The 13,417-nt window shown below is 68.1% G+C and carries 11 protein-coding genes; 9 read left to right on the top strand and 2 right to left on the bottom strand.

All coding sequences use genetic code 11. The features are described 5' to 3' along the window. The first annotated feature begins 9 nt into the window (after positions 1-9). The 5 genes from rpsD to G8O29_RS18790 all read left to right on the top strand — a co-directional run bounded on the left by rpsD (position 10) and on the right by G8O29_RS18790 (position 5,449). Positions 10-630, top strand: a complete 621-nt coding sequence (rpsD, locus tag G8O29_RS07375; RefSeq protein WP_166402597.1) for a 30S ribosomal protein S4 — start codon at positions 10-12, stop codon at positions 628-630. Positions 631-729: 99 nt separating this feature from the next. After that, positions 730-2,148 carry a homospermidine synthase gene (locus tag G8O29_RS07370; RefSeq protein WP_166402596.1) on the top strand — a complete coding sequence of 473 codons (1,419 nt, stop codon included), beginning with the start codon at positions 730-732 and terminating at the stop codon, positions 2,146-2,148. A 306-nt stretch (positions 2,149-2,454) separates the two neighbouring features. Then, the gene (gene hisC / locus G8O29_RS07365; protein WP_166402595.1) at positions 2,455-3,540 is read left to right on the top strand and encodes a histidinol-phosphate transaminase; all 1,086 of its coding nucleotides are present in this window, start codon (positions 2,455-2,457) and stop codon (positions 3,538-3,540) included. Then, positions 3,537-4,457: a prephenate/arogenate dehydrogenase family protein gene (locus G8O29_RS07360; RefSeq protein WP_166402594.1), complete on the top strand. Its 921-nt coding sequence runs from the start codon at positions 3,537-3,539 to the stop codon at positions 4,455-4,457. Before hisC ends, G8O29_RS07360 begins: the two co-directional genes overlap by 4 nt. Positions 4,458-4,462: 5 nt before the next feature. Next, positions 4,463-5,449 (top strand): extensin-like domain-containing protein, encoded by a 987-nt coding sequence (locus G8O29_RS18790; protein ID WP_166402593.1) that lies wholly within the window; start codon positions 4,463-4,465, stop codon positions 5,447-5,449. Between the two features lie 2 nt (positions 5,450-5,451). On the opposite strand, the gene G8O29_RS07350 is transcribed toward G8O29_RS18790, so the two are convergent. After that, on the bottom strand, positions 5,452-6,480 hold the full coding sequence (locus G8O29_RS07350; protein WP_166402592.1) for a DUF2125 domain-containing protein: 1,029 nt from the start codon (positions 6,478-6,480) through the stop codon (positions 5,452-5,454). A gap of 64 nt (positions 6,481-6,544) precedes the next feature. Here G8O29_RS07350 and G8O29_RS07345 point away from each other — a divergent pair, with 64 nt between their 5' ends. From G8O29_RS07345 to G8O29_RS07330, 4 genes are all read left to right on the top strand, one after another. Then, positions 6,545-7,084, top strand: a complete 540-nt coding sequence (locus G8O29_RS07345; protein WP_166402591.1) for a gamma-glutamylcyclotransferase — start codon at positions 6,545-6,547, stop codon at positions 7,082-7,084. Positions 7,085-7,168: 84 nt separating this feature from the next. Then, complete coding sequence (locus G8O29_RS07340) at positions 7,169-8,347, top strand: AAA family ATPase (protein ID WP_166402590.1); 1,179 nt, start codon at positions 7,169-7,171, stop codon at positions 8,345-8,347. Between the two features lies 1 nt (position 8,348). Next, positions 8,349-9,953, top strand: a complete 1,605-nt coding sequence (locus tag G8O29_RS07335; RefSeq protein WP_166402589.1) for a peptidoglycan -binding protein — start codon at positions 8,349-8,351, stop codon at positions 9,951-9,953. Positions 9,954-10,089: 136 nt separating this feature from the next. Further along, positions 10,090-10,944, top strand: coding sequence for a DUF2189 domain-containing protein (locus G8O29_RS07330; protein WP_166402588.1), 855 nt, complete (start codon positions 10,090-10,092; stop codon positions 10,942-10,944). A gap of 140 nt (positions 10,945-11,084) precedes the next feature. Here the strand turns inward: G8O29_RS07330 and clpA are convergent, their stop codons facing one another. Then, entirely contained in the window at positions 11,085-13,403 is a 2,319-nt protein-coding gene (gene clpA / locus G8O29_RS07325) for an ATP-dependent Clp protease ATP-binding subunit ClpA (protein WP_166402587.1), read from the bottom strand. Positions 13,404-13,417 lie beyond the last annotated feature (14 nt).

Raw genomic sequence — 13,417 nt, 5'->3', positions numbered from 1 at the left:
AGATCAGCGGTGACCAAACGCACCTCTGCCAAGTACAAGATCGACCGCCGGATGGGCGAAAACATCTGGGGCCGTCCGAAATCCCCGATCAACAAGCGCGAATATGGCCCCGGCCAGCACGGCCAGCGCCGGAAGAACAAGCTGTCGGACTTCGGCACGCAGCTGCGCGCCAAGCAGAAGCTGAAGGGCTATTACGGCGACCTGACCGAAAAGCAGTTCCGCAAGATCTATGCCGAGGCCGAGCGGGTGCGCGGCGACACCGGCGAGATGCTGATCGGCCTTCTGGAGCGTCGTCTGGATGCGGTGGTTTATCGCGCCAAGTTCGTCCCGACCATCTTCGCGGCGCGTCAGTTCGTGAACCACGGCCATGTGCTGGTGAACGGCAAGCGGGTGAACATCGCGTCCTACCGGGTGTCGGAGGGCGACGTGATCGAGGTGCGCCAGAAGTCGAAGCAGATGGCCGCCATCGCCGAGGCCATCGCCCTGACCGAACGCGACGTGCCGGACTATCTGGAAGTGGACCACAACAAGCTGACGGCGAAGTTCGTGCGCACCCCCGGCCTGGGCGACGTGCCCTATCCGGTGCAGATGGAACCGAACCTGGTCGTCGAATACTACGCGAAGAACTGATCCCTGCGGGGATCGTGACCCAGGGCCGCGCCACCCGGCGCGGCCTTTTCCGTTCCGGCGCCTTTCGCGCCCTTCTGTAACCGGGGGGACCCAAGGACCATGACCACCACGACTGTTCACGCCCATATCGACGGCGCTCTGGTGATGATCGGCTTCGGCTCGATCGGGCGCGGCACGCTGCCGCTGATCGAACGCCACATCGGCTTTGACCGCAGCCGGTTCACCGTGATCGAGCCTTCGGGCGAGTTCGCCCATATCCTGCGCGAGCACGGGATCCGCCATCTTCAGGTCGCGCTGACGCCCGACAACTACGCCGAGGTTCTGCGCGGGCTGTTCCCGGAAGGCCGGGGCATGATCGTGAACCTGTCGGTGGACGTGGATTCGATCGAGGTGATGAAGCTGGCGCAGGAACTGGGGGTCCAGTACATCGACACGGTGGTGGAGCCCTGGCCGGGGTTCTACTTCGGCTCGACCCTGCCGAATGCCGAGCGCACGAACTATCCCTTGCGCGAAAAGGTGCGGGAGCTGGGCAAGGCCCATGTCGGCGGGCCGACGGCGGTGTCCTGCTGCGGGGCGAACCCGGGGATGGTGTCCTGGCTCTTGAAGGAGGCTCTGCTGCGGCTGGCGGCGGATACCGGGGTCGCGGCCGATCCGAAATCGCGCGAGGACTGGGCGGCGCTGATGCAGGGGCTGGGCGTCAAGGGCATCCATATCGCCGAGCGCGATACCCAGGTTGCGGCGCGGCCGAAGCCGCTGGGGGTCTTCGTGAACACCTGGTCGGTGGACGGGCTTTTGTCCGAAGGCTATCAGCCGGCCGAGCTGGGCTGGGGCACGCATGAGAAGAAGCTGCCCCCCCATGGCCACCGCTTTGACCACGGGCCGGGCTATGCGATCTGGATCGACCGGCCGGGTGCGGACACGCGGGTGCGGAGCTGGTGCCCGGACGTGGGCCCGCAGTTCGGCTATGTCATCACCCACAACGAGGCGCTGTCGATTCCGGATTACTACACCGTCTGGGAGGGGGGCAAAGCGGTCTACCGCCCGACCTGCCATTACGCCTACCACCCCTGCAACGACGCGATCCTTTCGCTGCACGAGATCAACGGAGCGGGAAAGCTGGCCGAGGCGCAGCACATCCTGACGGCGGACGAGATCACCAGTGGCGGGGACGATCTTGGCGTGCTGCTTTACGGCCACGCCAAGGGCGCGATGTGGTATGGCTCGCGGCTTTCCTGCGAGGAGGCGCGGCGGCTCGCGCCCTATCAGAACGCGACCGGGATGCAGGTGACCAGTGCGGTGCTGGCGGCCATGGTCTGGGCGGCCGAGAACCCGAAGGCGGGCTTCGTCGAGGCCGACGAGATGGACCATGTCCGCTGCCTGGAGGTCCAGCGTCCCTACCTGGGGTCCATCGAGTGCCACTATACGGACTGGACGCCCTTGCAGAACCGGATCAACCGCTTTGCCGAGGACCGGGACGAGGACGACCCCTGGCAGTTCACCAACTTCCTCGCGGTCTGACCGGGCCGTCAATCGGAGCGCTGGCGCGCGAGACTTTCCTCTCGTCGTCGGCCTTCGCCTCCTCCTCGGCGATGGGGGTTTCACCCCCGGACCCCCAGAGTATTTGCGACATGGGCAAGCAGTATTCGCGCCGGTTCGAAGATACGCGCGCGCGGCACGCAGGCGGGAGGAGGAGGCGCAGGCTTGCGACACGACAAGGAAGGGGTTGCGCGCCAGGGCTCCGCTCAACAGCGGCCGGACCGGGTGGAAGCCTCTGGCCTTGGGGCGTCTGGCCGGGTAAACGGGGCGGCAACCGCGGGGGGCAGGATGAACGATCAGATCAAGCCGCAGCCAGGCATTCTTGACATTGCGCTTTATGAGGGCGGCAAGGCGCATGTGGCGGGCGTGGCCAATGTCATCAAGCTGTCGTCGAACGAGAACCCGTTCGGACCGTCGGACCGGGCGAAGGAAGCCTTTGCCCGCACGGTCCACAGCCTGCACCGCTATCCGGTGACCGACCATGCGGACCTGCGCGCGGCCATTGCCGAGGTGCATGGGCTGGATGCCTCGCGCATCATCTGCGGGGCGGGGTCCGACGAGATCATCACCTTCCTCTGCCAGGCCTATGCCGGGCCGCGCGACGAGGTGCTGTTCACCGAACACGGTTTCCTGATGTATCGCATCTCGGCGCTGGCCGTGGGGGCGACCCCGGTCGAGGTTCCCGAACGCGAACGCACGGCGGATGTCGATGCGATCCTGGCCGCCTGCAACCGGCGCACCAGGCTGGTGTTCCTGGCCAATCCGAACAATCCCACCGGCACGATGATCTCGGGCGCCGAGATCGCGCGGCTGGCCGAGAACCTGCCGCCGCAGGCGCTGCTGGTGCTGGACGGGGCCTATGCGGAATATGTCGAGGGCTATGACGGCGGCGCGGCGCTGGTCGATGCGCGCGACAACGTGGTGATGACGCGGACCTTCTCGAAGGTCTATGGCCTGGGGGGGCTGCGGATCGGCTGGGGCTATGGGCCGCGCCACGTGATCGAGGTGCTGAGCCGGATCCGGGGGCCGTTCAACCTGTCCACCACGCAGCTGGAGACGGCCGAGGCCGCCGTGCGCGATCAGGACTACGTGGCGAAGTGCCGGGCCGAGAATACCCGGATGCGCAGCTGGCTGGCCAATGCGCTGGCCGAGCTGGGCGTGCCGTCAGATACCTCGATGGCCAATTTCATCCTCGCCCGCTTTGCCAGCGCGGAGGAGGCCGAGGCCTGCGACGCCTTCCTTCAGGCGCAGGGGCTGATCGTGCGCCGCGTGGCCGGCTACAAGCTGCCGCATTGCCTGCGCATCACCATCGGCGACGAGGCCAGTTGCCGCCAGGTCGCCCATGCCGTCGGGCAGTTCAAGGGGGTGAAATGATCTATCCCCGCGTCGCCCTGATCGGCCTTGGCCTGATCGCCTCGTCCATGGCGCATGCGATGCGGGCCGGCGGGCTGGCGGGCGAGATCGTGGGCTACGCCAGGTCGCCCGAAACGCGGGCCGTGGCGAAGGATCTGTTCTGCGACCGCGTCACCGAGACCGCGGCCGAGGCGGTCAGGGACGCGGACCTTGTGGTGCTGGCGGTTCCCGTCGGCGCTATGGGCGAGATCGCCGCCGAGATCGGGCCGCATCTGAAGCCGGGCGCCACGGTGACGGATGTGGGCTCGGTCAAGCAGGCGGTGGTGGATGCGGTGGCCCCGCACATGCCGGCGGATGTGCATTTCATCCCCGGGCATCCGCTGGCCGGGACGGAATATTCCGGCCCGCGCTCGGGCTTTGCGACGCTGTTCCGGAACCGCTGGTGGCTGCTGACCCCGGCCCCGGAGGCCGATGCCGATGCGGTCGCCCGGCTGCGCGCCCTGCTGGTGGCCATGGGCGCCAATGTGGACGAGATGGACGTGGAGCACCACGACCTGGTGCTGGCCGTGGTCAGCCATGTGCCGCATGCCATCGCCTATACGATGGTGGGCGTGGCCGACCACATGCGGCGCGTGTCGCAGCAGGAGGTCATCAAGTATTCGGCCAGCGGGTTCCGCGACTTCACCCGGATTGCCGCCAGCGATCCGGTGATGTGGCGCGATGTCTTCCTGACCAACAAGGAAGCGGTGCTGGATATCCTTGGCCGCTTCGCCGAAGAGCTTTTCGTCCTTCAGCGCGCGATCCGGATGGGCGACGGCGACCATCTGCACGCCTATTTCACCCGCACCCGGGCGATCCGCCGGGGCATCATCGAGGCCGGTCAGGACACCGCCGCGCCGGATTTCGGCCGGTCGGCGCCGCCGCCGGACAAGGGCTGAGGCCGGTGCGCCGGGCCTGGCTTGCCGTTCTGCTGTGCATGGCGCAGGTGGCCGAGGCCGAGGGGATCGACCGCACGCCGCGGCCTCCGGCCAATCCGCGTCTTCTGGCGACGCTGGTCTTGCCCGCCCCTGCCACGCTGCCGCAGGTCGCGCCGGTCCCCCCGGCCGCGGTCGAACCGGCCCCGGCGCAGGACGCCCTGCTTCGCCCCCGGCCGCGCCCCGCGGGGATTGGCCTTGCCGCTGCGGCGGTCGGGGCAGCGCCCGTCGCGGCGGCGGCGCAGCCCGGGACCCTGGCCGAGGCGCGGTCGCTGCGGCCGCAACCCCGGCCTCGGGCGCTGGAGCAGCGCATCGCCGGGCTGAGGACGGCGGCCGCGAAGGCCCCGGGGCTGGACCTGACCCGTCCCGCGCCAGAGCCCGAGATCGACCTGGGCGCCATTCCCCCGCCCACCCGCAAGGAAGAGCGGAAGAAGCGGCGCGAGAAGGCCTCGATGGCCGGGTCGGTCTGCGGGGTCGCGGCGATCAAGGGCGAGGAAATCGCGCGGATCAGTTCCAAGGTGAGTGGCTGTGGCGTCGAGAACCCGGTGCGGATCACCTCGGTATCCGGGGTGCGGCTGAGCCAGGCGGCGACGGTGGACTGTTCGATCGCCAAGGCGCTGAATTCATGGGTGGACGAGGTGGCGCAGCCGGCCTTCGAGGGCCGGCTGGTGCAGTTGCAGATCGCGGCGCATTACGTCTGTCGTGGCCGAAACAAGATCAAGGGCGCGCGGATCAGCGAGCACGGCAAGGGCCGGGCTGTGGACATCTCGGCCTTCGTGCTGTCGAACGGCAAGGTTCTTTCCGTGGCGGGCGACTACAATCAGATCCTGCGGCGGATCTACAAGGCGGGCTGCGGGTATTTCAAGACGACGCTCGGCCCCGGGTCGGACGGCTATCACGAGGACCATTTCCACTTCGACACCTCGGCCCGCAGCGGCGGCGCCTATTGCCGCTGATCCTAGCCAGTGGGCGGGACCATCCGCGGGGCAGGGCCCAGCGGGAAGGGGCCGAAGCTCATCCGTCCGTTCTCCATCACCAGGGTCAGCGACAGGATGCTGGCATCGGGGGTCTGCGCGGCAAGCGCCTGCATCCCGCGCGCGATGGTGGGGGCGAGCTCGGGCTTGACCAGGCCGGCGGTCACCAGGATCGCGGGCAGGCGGTTCCAGTTCGTCACCTCGACCGTGACCCGGCCCGCGGCAAAGCCCTGGTCGTCGGCCTCGACCGTGCCCTTCGCGCTGGCTGACAGGTCGCCCCAGGCGAGGTTCAGCTGGTTGACCTCGACCCGGGTCAGCAAGGGCCGCCTTTCCCCCGCATGCCGGTCAAGGGGGGCTGAGAAGGTCAGGTAGAGGCTGCCCCAGAGGCTTTCCACCGCATCGGGCAGGTCGGCCGGGGGCAGATCGGGCAGCGTCAGCGCGCGCACGGCCGCCGGGAAGGACGGATCGGGGGTCAGGGGCGCAAGGTCGAAGCCCAGTTCGTAGCCCGCCGGACCCAGGGCCGGTTCGGCGCGCAGGCCCAGGGTGAATTCCCCCAGCGCCAGCGTCCAGCCCCGGTCGGAGGCCAGCGCCAGACTGTCCCCCGCCAGCCGCACCTCGGCCAGGGGCAGGTCGGTCGCGGGTTTCGCGCGCAGGCTGGCCTTCAGGTTTGTGGAGGTGATCGTCACTGCCTCGTCGGGCAGGATCAGGACCTGTTCCGGCGGCAGGGCGGCGATGATGTGCCAGGGCTTCCAGGTCATCGCGAAGACCTGGGCGAAGGGCGCCTGCCAGAAGAGCCCGGTCTTCGGATCGCCCAGCCGCAGCCCGCTGACCGTCAGGTCGAACCGGTTGGGGAAGCCCGCCACCGTCACGCCCGAATTCTCGGCCACCAACCCCTGCCGGGCGGCATCGGCAAAGCCGGCCTCCACCCCCTGCCGGATCGCGCCCGAGCCCAGGAACCAGTAGCCCGACCAGAGGCCGGTGCCCAGAAGGATCAGGATCAGAAGCTTGCGCATCCGGGCGCCCCTTTTCATTGCCGCTGCCCCGGTGTTTACAGGGCCGGAGGCAACAGGGCCAGTCATGCACGCCACACTCTGGGTCTTCGGCTACGGATCGCTGATCTGGGATCCCGGCTTTCCGGTCGCAGAGCGCCGCATCGCGCGGGCGGACGGCTGGCACCGCAGCTTCTGCATGCGGTCGATCCACCATCGTGGCACGGTCGCCAGTCCCGGCCTTGTGCTGGCGCTGGACCGTGCCGACGGCGCCAGCTGCACCGGCGTCGCCCTTCGCGTGGCGCCGGGAGAGGAGGCCGCGACGCTGGCGGCGCTGCGGGAACGCGAGCTTGTGTCGTCGGCCTATCTGGAAAAGGTGCTGCCCGTCGCGACGGATACGGGCGTGCTGGAGGCGCTGACCTATGTCATCGACCCCGACCACGCCCAGTATTGCGGCGGACTGGCCCTGGAGGAACAGGCGCAGATCATCGCCCGCGCCAGCGGCGGGCGGGGGGCGAACCGGGATTACCTGTGGTCCACCGCCGCGCATCTGGCCGAGCTCGGCATCGCCGACCCCGATCTGGAATGGCTTGCCGCCCGCGTGCGCGATCTGACGTGCGCGATCTGACCTGACCTTTTGCTTGGCTGTTGCCGACATCCTGCTAGTCTTGGCGCCGACAGGCAGGAACGCTGAAGGCAACCAGAGGACAGCATGTCCCAGACAGACCACCGGGGGGCAGAGGTCGCGACGACCTTCTCGCAACCGATCCGCGCGATCACCGCGATGCTTCTGGTCTGCGCCCTGGTCGGGTCCGGGGCCTGGCTGATCCATGCCCAGATCATCGGCATCCTGAACACCAATACGGTCCTGAACGGCATCATCGCGCTGGTGTTCCTGTTCGGCGTCCTGTCCTGCTTCTGGCAGGTCTGGATCCTGGCCCAGTCGGTCTACTGGATCGAGAACTTCGTGCGCGGCACCCCGGGCACCGAGGATGCCGTCCCGCCCCGCCTGCTGGCGCCGCTGGCCGCGCTGCTGCGGTCGCACTCGGCCCGGCTGACGATTTCGGCGACCTCCTCGCGTTCGATCCAGGATTCGGTCGCCCAGCGCATCGACGAGGCGCGCGACATCACGCGCTATCTGATCAACCTTCTGGTCTTTCTTGGCCTTCTGGGCACCTTCTGGGGCCTGGCGACCACGGTTCCGGCGGTGGTCGAGACCATCCGCTCGCTGGCGCCCACCGAAGGCGAAAGCGGGATGGATGTCTTCGGCAAGCTGATGACGGGGCTGGAAAGCCAGCTGGGCGGGATGGGGACGGCGTTCTCCTCCTCGCTTCTGGGGCTGGCGGGGTCGCTGGTGCTGGGGCTTCTGGAACTGTTCGCCGGTCACGGCCAGAACCGCTTTACCCGCGAGCTGGAGGAATGGCTGTCCTCGATCACCCGGCTGGGCTATGCGGGCGACGGCGAGGGCACCGACCAGAACGCGCTGGCGCTGCTGGTCGATCACATGGCGCAGCAACTGGAAGAGTTGCAGGCCCTGCAATCCCAGACCGAGGCCAACCGCTTCCACTCCGAGGCGAAGATCGCCGAACTGGTCGCGGCGATGACGAAGCTGACCGAACGGATCGACGCGGAAAAGGGCCAGTCGGCCCTGCTGCGGCGGATTGCCGAAGGGCAGGAAAAGCTGCTGGCCGCCTTGCAGGACGGCGAGAGCGGCGCGGGTGGCAGCGATCCGGAAAGCCGGATGCGGCTGCGGTCGATCGACGTCCAGCTGCTGCGCATCCTGGAGGAAATGTCGGCGGGCCGGCAGGAAACGCTGTCCGACTTGCGCGCCGACATCGCCCAGCTGACCGCGGCGATCCGCCAGCTGGGCCGCAGCGCCGGGCGGAGCTGACATGGCCACCCGCGCCCGACGCCGGGACCAAAGCCTGATCTGGCCCGGATTCGTCGATGCCGTGACGACCCTGCTGATGGTGCTGATGTTCGTGCTGACCATCTTCACCGTGATGCAGTCAGTCCTGCGCGACACGATCACCACGCAGGATAGCGAACTCAGCGCCCTGACCGCCCAGGTCGCGCAACTGGCCGAAGCGCTGGGTCTGGAGCAGGCCAGGGCTACCGGGCTCGAGGCCAGGGTGGCAGAGTTGCAGGCGGGCCTGACCGCCGCCCTGGCCGAGGGCGACCGGCAGGCGGGCCTGATCGCCTCGCTGACCGCCGACCTGACCGCGCGCGAAGGCGAACTGGCGGCCGCCCGGTCGCGGATCACCGATTTCGAGGCCCAGGTGGCGGCCCTTCTGGTCGAACGCGACCGGGCGCGGGGCGATGCCGAACGGCTGACGGCTTCGGTCGCCGAACTGGAGGCGGCGCGGACGAAACTGCTTTCCGAAGCCGAGGCGATGACCCTGGCCCTGGCCAAGGCCCGCGACGAGGTGGATGCCAAGGCCGAGGCGGCGCGTCTGGCCGCCGCCCGCCGAGACGCGCTTGAGGCGCTTCTTGCCGAGGAACGGACCAAGGCTGCCTCTGGCGCTGCCGAGTTGGAGGCCGCAAAGGCTCAACTTTCCGAGGCCGAGGCCGCCCGGCTGGCCGATGCCGCGGCGCTTCAGGCCCTGCGGGAGCGGCTGGCCAATGCCGACACGGAACTGACCGCGATGACCCTGGCGCTGGAAGCGGAACGCAAGCGCGCCGAAGAGACGCTGACCCTGCTTGCCGGAGCCCGTGCCGCCGCCGAAGGTGCGACGGCGAAGGAGGCGGCGCTGGCGGCGGCCCAGGCTGCGCTTCTGGCCGAACATGAGAAGGCGCTTGCCGCGGCGCGCGAGGTCGAGCTTTTGAATCAGCAGGTCGCGGCGCTGCGCAGCCAGCTGGGCAGTCTGCAATCCGTGCTGGACGAGGCGAAGGCGCGGGACGCAGCCGCACAGGTGCAGCTGGACAGCCTGGGCCGCGACCTGAACGCGGCCCTTGCCCAGGTGGCCGCCGAACAGCGCCGGCGCGCAGAGCTGGAGGCCGCCGAGGCCGCGCGGCTGGCGGCCGAGAACAAGGATCTGTCCCGCTTCCGGTCCGAGTTTTTCGGCCAGCTTTCCGCGCTCTTGCAGGGGCGCGAAGGCGTGCGGGTGGTGGGCGACCGTTTCGTCTTTTCCTCCGAGGTCCTGTTCACCCGCGGCTCAGCGGACCTGGCGCCCGAGGGCCGCGCCCAGATCGCCGGGGTGGTGCGCATCCTGGACGAGATCCGCCCCAGCATCCCGCCCGAGATCGACTGGATCATCCGGGTGGATGGACATACCGACAACGTGCCGATCTCTCCGGGTGCGGCCTTCGAGGACAACTGGCAGCTGAGCCAGGCGCGGGCGCTTTCGGTCGTGCGCTACATGCAGAACGAACTGGGCTTTCCGCCCGAGCGGATGGCCGCGACGGGCTTTGGCGAATACCGCCCCGTGGCCTTGGGCGATGACGAGGCCAGCCGCGCGCTGAACCGCCGGATCGAGCTGAAGCTGACCGAACGCTGAGGACGCACCATTCCGTGACTGGCCGGATCGGCGATCCGTGCTATGTCAAATTGTCAACTGTCGTGCTTGCCGTCATTGCCACCGGGACGCCCCGGGCAGGACCAGCCAGGGCGCCCCCCTTGCGGGAGGATACCTGATGCCGAAGACGATTGGAAACCCCCTGTCCTGGACCCTGGGCGCCCTGGGCTCGGCCGCCGGATATGCGACCGAGGTCGCGACCCAGGCCGCGGCCGATCCCGACCTGCGACCCGAGACGCGGGTGCTGGTGCCGGGCGACCTGCGTGCGGCCCTGCGCAAGGGCTGGGACGATCTGGCCGCGATGCGGTCGGACGTGCTGTTCGCCTGCATGCTGTACCCGGCGATGGGGGCGGTCCTTCTGGCGCTGGCCAGCCAGGGCAACCTGACGCATCTGCTGTTCCCGGTCCTGTCGGGCTTTGCCCTGGTCGGGCCGGTGGCGGCGCTGGGGCTTTACGAGCTGAGCCGGCGGCGCGAGGCGGGGCTCGAGGCCAGTTGGGGCGCGATGTTCGACGTGCTGCGCAATCCCCGCTTTCCGCGGATCCTCATGCTGTCCTTGTTCAACGGGGTGATCTTCATGGCCTGGCTGCTTCTGGCCGATGCGATCCATGCCGCCACCCTGGGATCCGAGCGGCCGGCAAGCCTGATGGCGCTGGTGACTGCGGCGCTGACCACGCCAGCTGGCTGGGTGATGACGGTCGTCGGAACCGCCGTCGGGGCCGTGCTGGCGGCGGCGGTGCTGGCGGTCAGCGTGGTCTCGTTCCCGCTGCTGCTGGACCGCGACGTGAGCCTGCCGGTCGCCGTCATGACCTCGGTCCGGGTCGCGCGCGAGAATCCGGGGGTGATCGCGACCTGGGGGCTGATCGTGGCGGGCGGTCTGGTGCTGGGGATCCTGCCGCTGTTGCTGGGGCTGGTGGTGGTGCTGCCGGTGCTGGGCCATGCGACCTGGCATCTGTACCGGGCGGCGGTGGTCTGACGCCGCGCAGGCTCCTCGTGCGACTTCGTCTTCTCGTCGCCGGGATCCGGCGGGGCGTGACGCGGTGGCAGGCGGACGCGTCCAATGAAAAACCCCCGCCAGGAGCTGGCGGGGGGGGGGGTTCGGTTCTGCAACGCGCCTTATTCGGCGGTCAGAAGCGGCGGCTTCTGGCCGGTGAGGCGGGGTTTCTGCGGTTCCTCGATGTCCAGGACGATGGCGTCGTCCTTGACCTTGACCCGGACCACCCCGCCCTTGACCAGTTTGCCGAACAGAAGTTCCTCGGCCAGGGGCTTCTTGATGTGTTCCTGGATCACCCGGGCCAGAGGACGCGCGCCCATCTTGTCGTCATAGCCCTTGTCGCCCAGCCACATCGCAGCCTCGGGGGTCAGCTCGATGTGGACGCCGCGGTCCATCAGCTGCGCCTCAAGCTGGAGCACGAACTTCTCGACCACCTGCATGATCACCTCCTTGCCCAGGGGCGCGAAGTTGATCACGGCATCCAGACGGTTGCGGAATTCCGGCGTGAAGGTCCGCTCGATCGCGGCGGTATCCTCGCCCGTGCGCCGGTCGCGACCGAAGCCGATGGCGGCCTTGGCCATGTCGGATGCGCCGGCGTTCGAGGTCATGATCAGGATCACGTTGCGGAAATCCACTGTCCGGCCGTTGTGGTCGGTGAGCTTCCCGTGGTCCATCACCTGCAACAGGATGTTGTAGACATCCGGATGCGCCTTCTCGATCTCGTCCAGAAGCAGCACCGAATGCGGATGCTGGTCGATGGCATCGGTCAGCATCCCGCCCTGGTCGAAGCCGACATAGCCCGGAGGCGCGCCGATCAGGCGGCTGACGGCATGCTTCTCCATATACTCCGACATGTCGAAGCGGATCAGTTCCACACCGAGGGACGAGGCAAGCTGCTTGGCCACCTCGGTCTTGCCGACGCCCGTGGGACCGGCAAAGAGGTAGTTGCCGATGGGCTTTTCCGGTTCGCGCAGGCCGGCGCGGGCCAGCTTGATCGCGGCGCATAGCGCCTCGACCGCCTTGTCCTGGCCGAAGACAACGCGCTTCAGCGTCTTCTCCAGATCGCGCAGGGTTTCGGCATCGTCCTTCGACACGGTCTTGGGAGGAATGCGGGCGATCTTGGCCACCACGGCCTCGATCTCTTTCACACCCAGGGATTTGCGGCGCTTGGATTCGGTCACCAGATGCTGCGCGGCCCCGGCTTCGTCGATCACGTCGATCGCGCTGTCGGGCAGCTTGCGGTCGTGGATGTAGCGCGCGGCCAGTTCCACCGCCGACTTGATCGCCTCGTTGGTGTATTTCAGGTCGTGGTGTTCCTCGAAATGCGGCTTAAGACCCATCAGGATCTTGATCGCATCCGGCACCGAAGGCTCGTTCACGTCGATCTTCTGGAAGCGGCGGGACAGCGCCCGGTCCTTCTCGAAATGCTGGCGGAACTCCTTGTAGGTGGTCGAACCCATGCAGCGCAGCTTGCCGCCCTGAAGCGCGGGCTTCAGCAGGTTCGAGGCATCCATCGCACCGCCCGAGGTGGCGCCGGCGCCGATCACGGTATGGATCTCGTCGATGAAGAGGATCGCGTCAGGGTGATCCTCGAGCTCTTTCACCACGGCCTTCAGCCGTTCCTCGAAATCGCCGCGATAGCGCGTCCCGGCCAGAAGCGCACCCATGTCGAGGCTGAAGATCGTGGCCCGCGAGAGAACCTCGGGCGTTTCGCCATTCACGATCTTGCGGGCCAGACCTTCCGCGATTGCAGTCTTGCCCACGCCCGGATCGCCCACCAGCAGCGGGTTGTTCTTGCGGCGGCGGCAGAGGACCTGGATGGCCCGCTCCACCTCGGCCTCGCGGCCGATGAGGGGATCGACGTCGCCCTTGCGCGCCTTCACGTTCAGATCGACGCAGTATTTCGACAGGGCGGATTCCTTGGCCTCTCCGGCCTCGGCCTTGGGGGTTTCCTGCTGTTCCTCGGCCCCCTGCACCGGGCGCGATTCGCCATAGGACGGGTCCTTCGCCACGCCATGCGCGATGAAGTTGACCGCGTCATAGCGGGTCATGTCCTGTTCCTGAAGGAAATAGGCGGCGTTCGATTCGCGTTCGGCGAAGATCGCGACCAGCACATTGGCCCCGGTCACTTCGGTGCGGCCGGAGCTTTGCACATGGATCGCCGCGCGCTGGATGACGCGCTGGAAGGCGGCGGTGGGCACCGCCTCGCTCCCCTCGACATCCGTGACCAGCGTGGACAGGTCGTCGTCGATGAAGTCGGTCAGGGTCTTGCGCAATTCGTCAAGGTTCACCGCGCAGGCCTTCATCACGCGGGCGGCGTCGGGTTCGTCGATCAGGGCGAGGAGCAGGTGTTCCAGCGTCGCCAGTTCGTGGCGGCGCGAGTTGGCCAGGGCCAGCGCGCTATGGATGGCTTGTTCAAGGGTGGTCGAAAACGATGGCACGTTCAGTGCTCCTG

Source organism: Rhodobacter calidifons, assembly GCF_011174775.1.
Classification (GTDB): domain Bacteria; phylum Pseudomonadota; class Alphaproteobacteria; order Rhodobacterales; family Rhodobacteraceae; genus Tabrizicola; species Tabrizicola calidifons.
The sequence above is the reverse complement of the archived record's forward strand: the minus strand, read 5'-3'. Positions and strand labels throughout refer to the sequence as shown.

Excerpts from the sequence above, each read along its gene's own strand:
- G8O29_RS07330 (WP_166402588.1), top strand. The coding sequence starts at position 10,090 with ATGCCGAAGACGATTGGAAACCCCCTGTCCTGGACCCTGGGCGCCCTG.
- G8O29_RS07370 (WP_166402596.1), top strand. The coding sequence starts at position 730 with ATGACCACCACGACTGTTCACGCCCATATCGACGGCGCTCTGGTGATG.
- G8O29_RS07345 (WP_166402591.1), top strand. The coding sequence starts at position 6,545 with ATGCACGCCACACTCTGGGTCTTCGGCTACGGATCGCTGATCTGGGAT.
- G8O29_RS07340 (WP_166402590.1), top strand. The coding sequence starts at position 7,169 with ATGTCCCAGACAGACCACCGGGGGGCAGAGGTCGCGACGACCTTCTCG.
- hisC (WP_166402595.1), top strand. The coding sequence starts at position 2,455 with ATGAACGATCAGATCAAGCCGCAGCCAGGCATTCTTGACATTGCGCTT.
- G8O29_RS07335 (WP_166402589.1), top strand. The coding sequence starts at position 8,349 with ATGGCCACCCGCGCCCGACGCCGGGACCAAAGCCTGATCTGGCCCGGA.
- G8O29_RS07350 (WP_166402592.1), bottom strand. The coding sequence starts at position 6,480 with ATGCGCAAGCTTCTGATCCTGATCCTTCTGGGCACCGGCCTCTGGTCG.
- G8O29_RS07360 (WP_166402594.1), top strand. The coding sequence starts at position 3,537 with ATGATCTATCCCCGCGTCGCCCTGATCGGCCTTGGCCTGATCGCCTCG.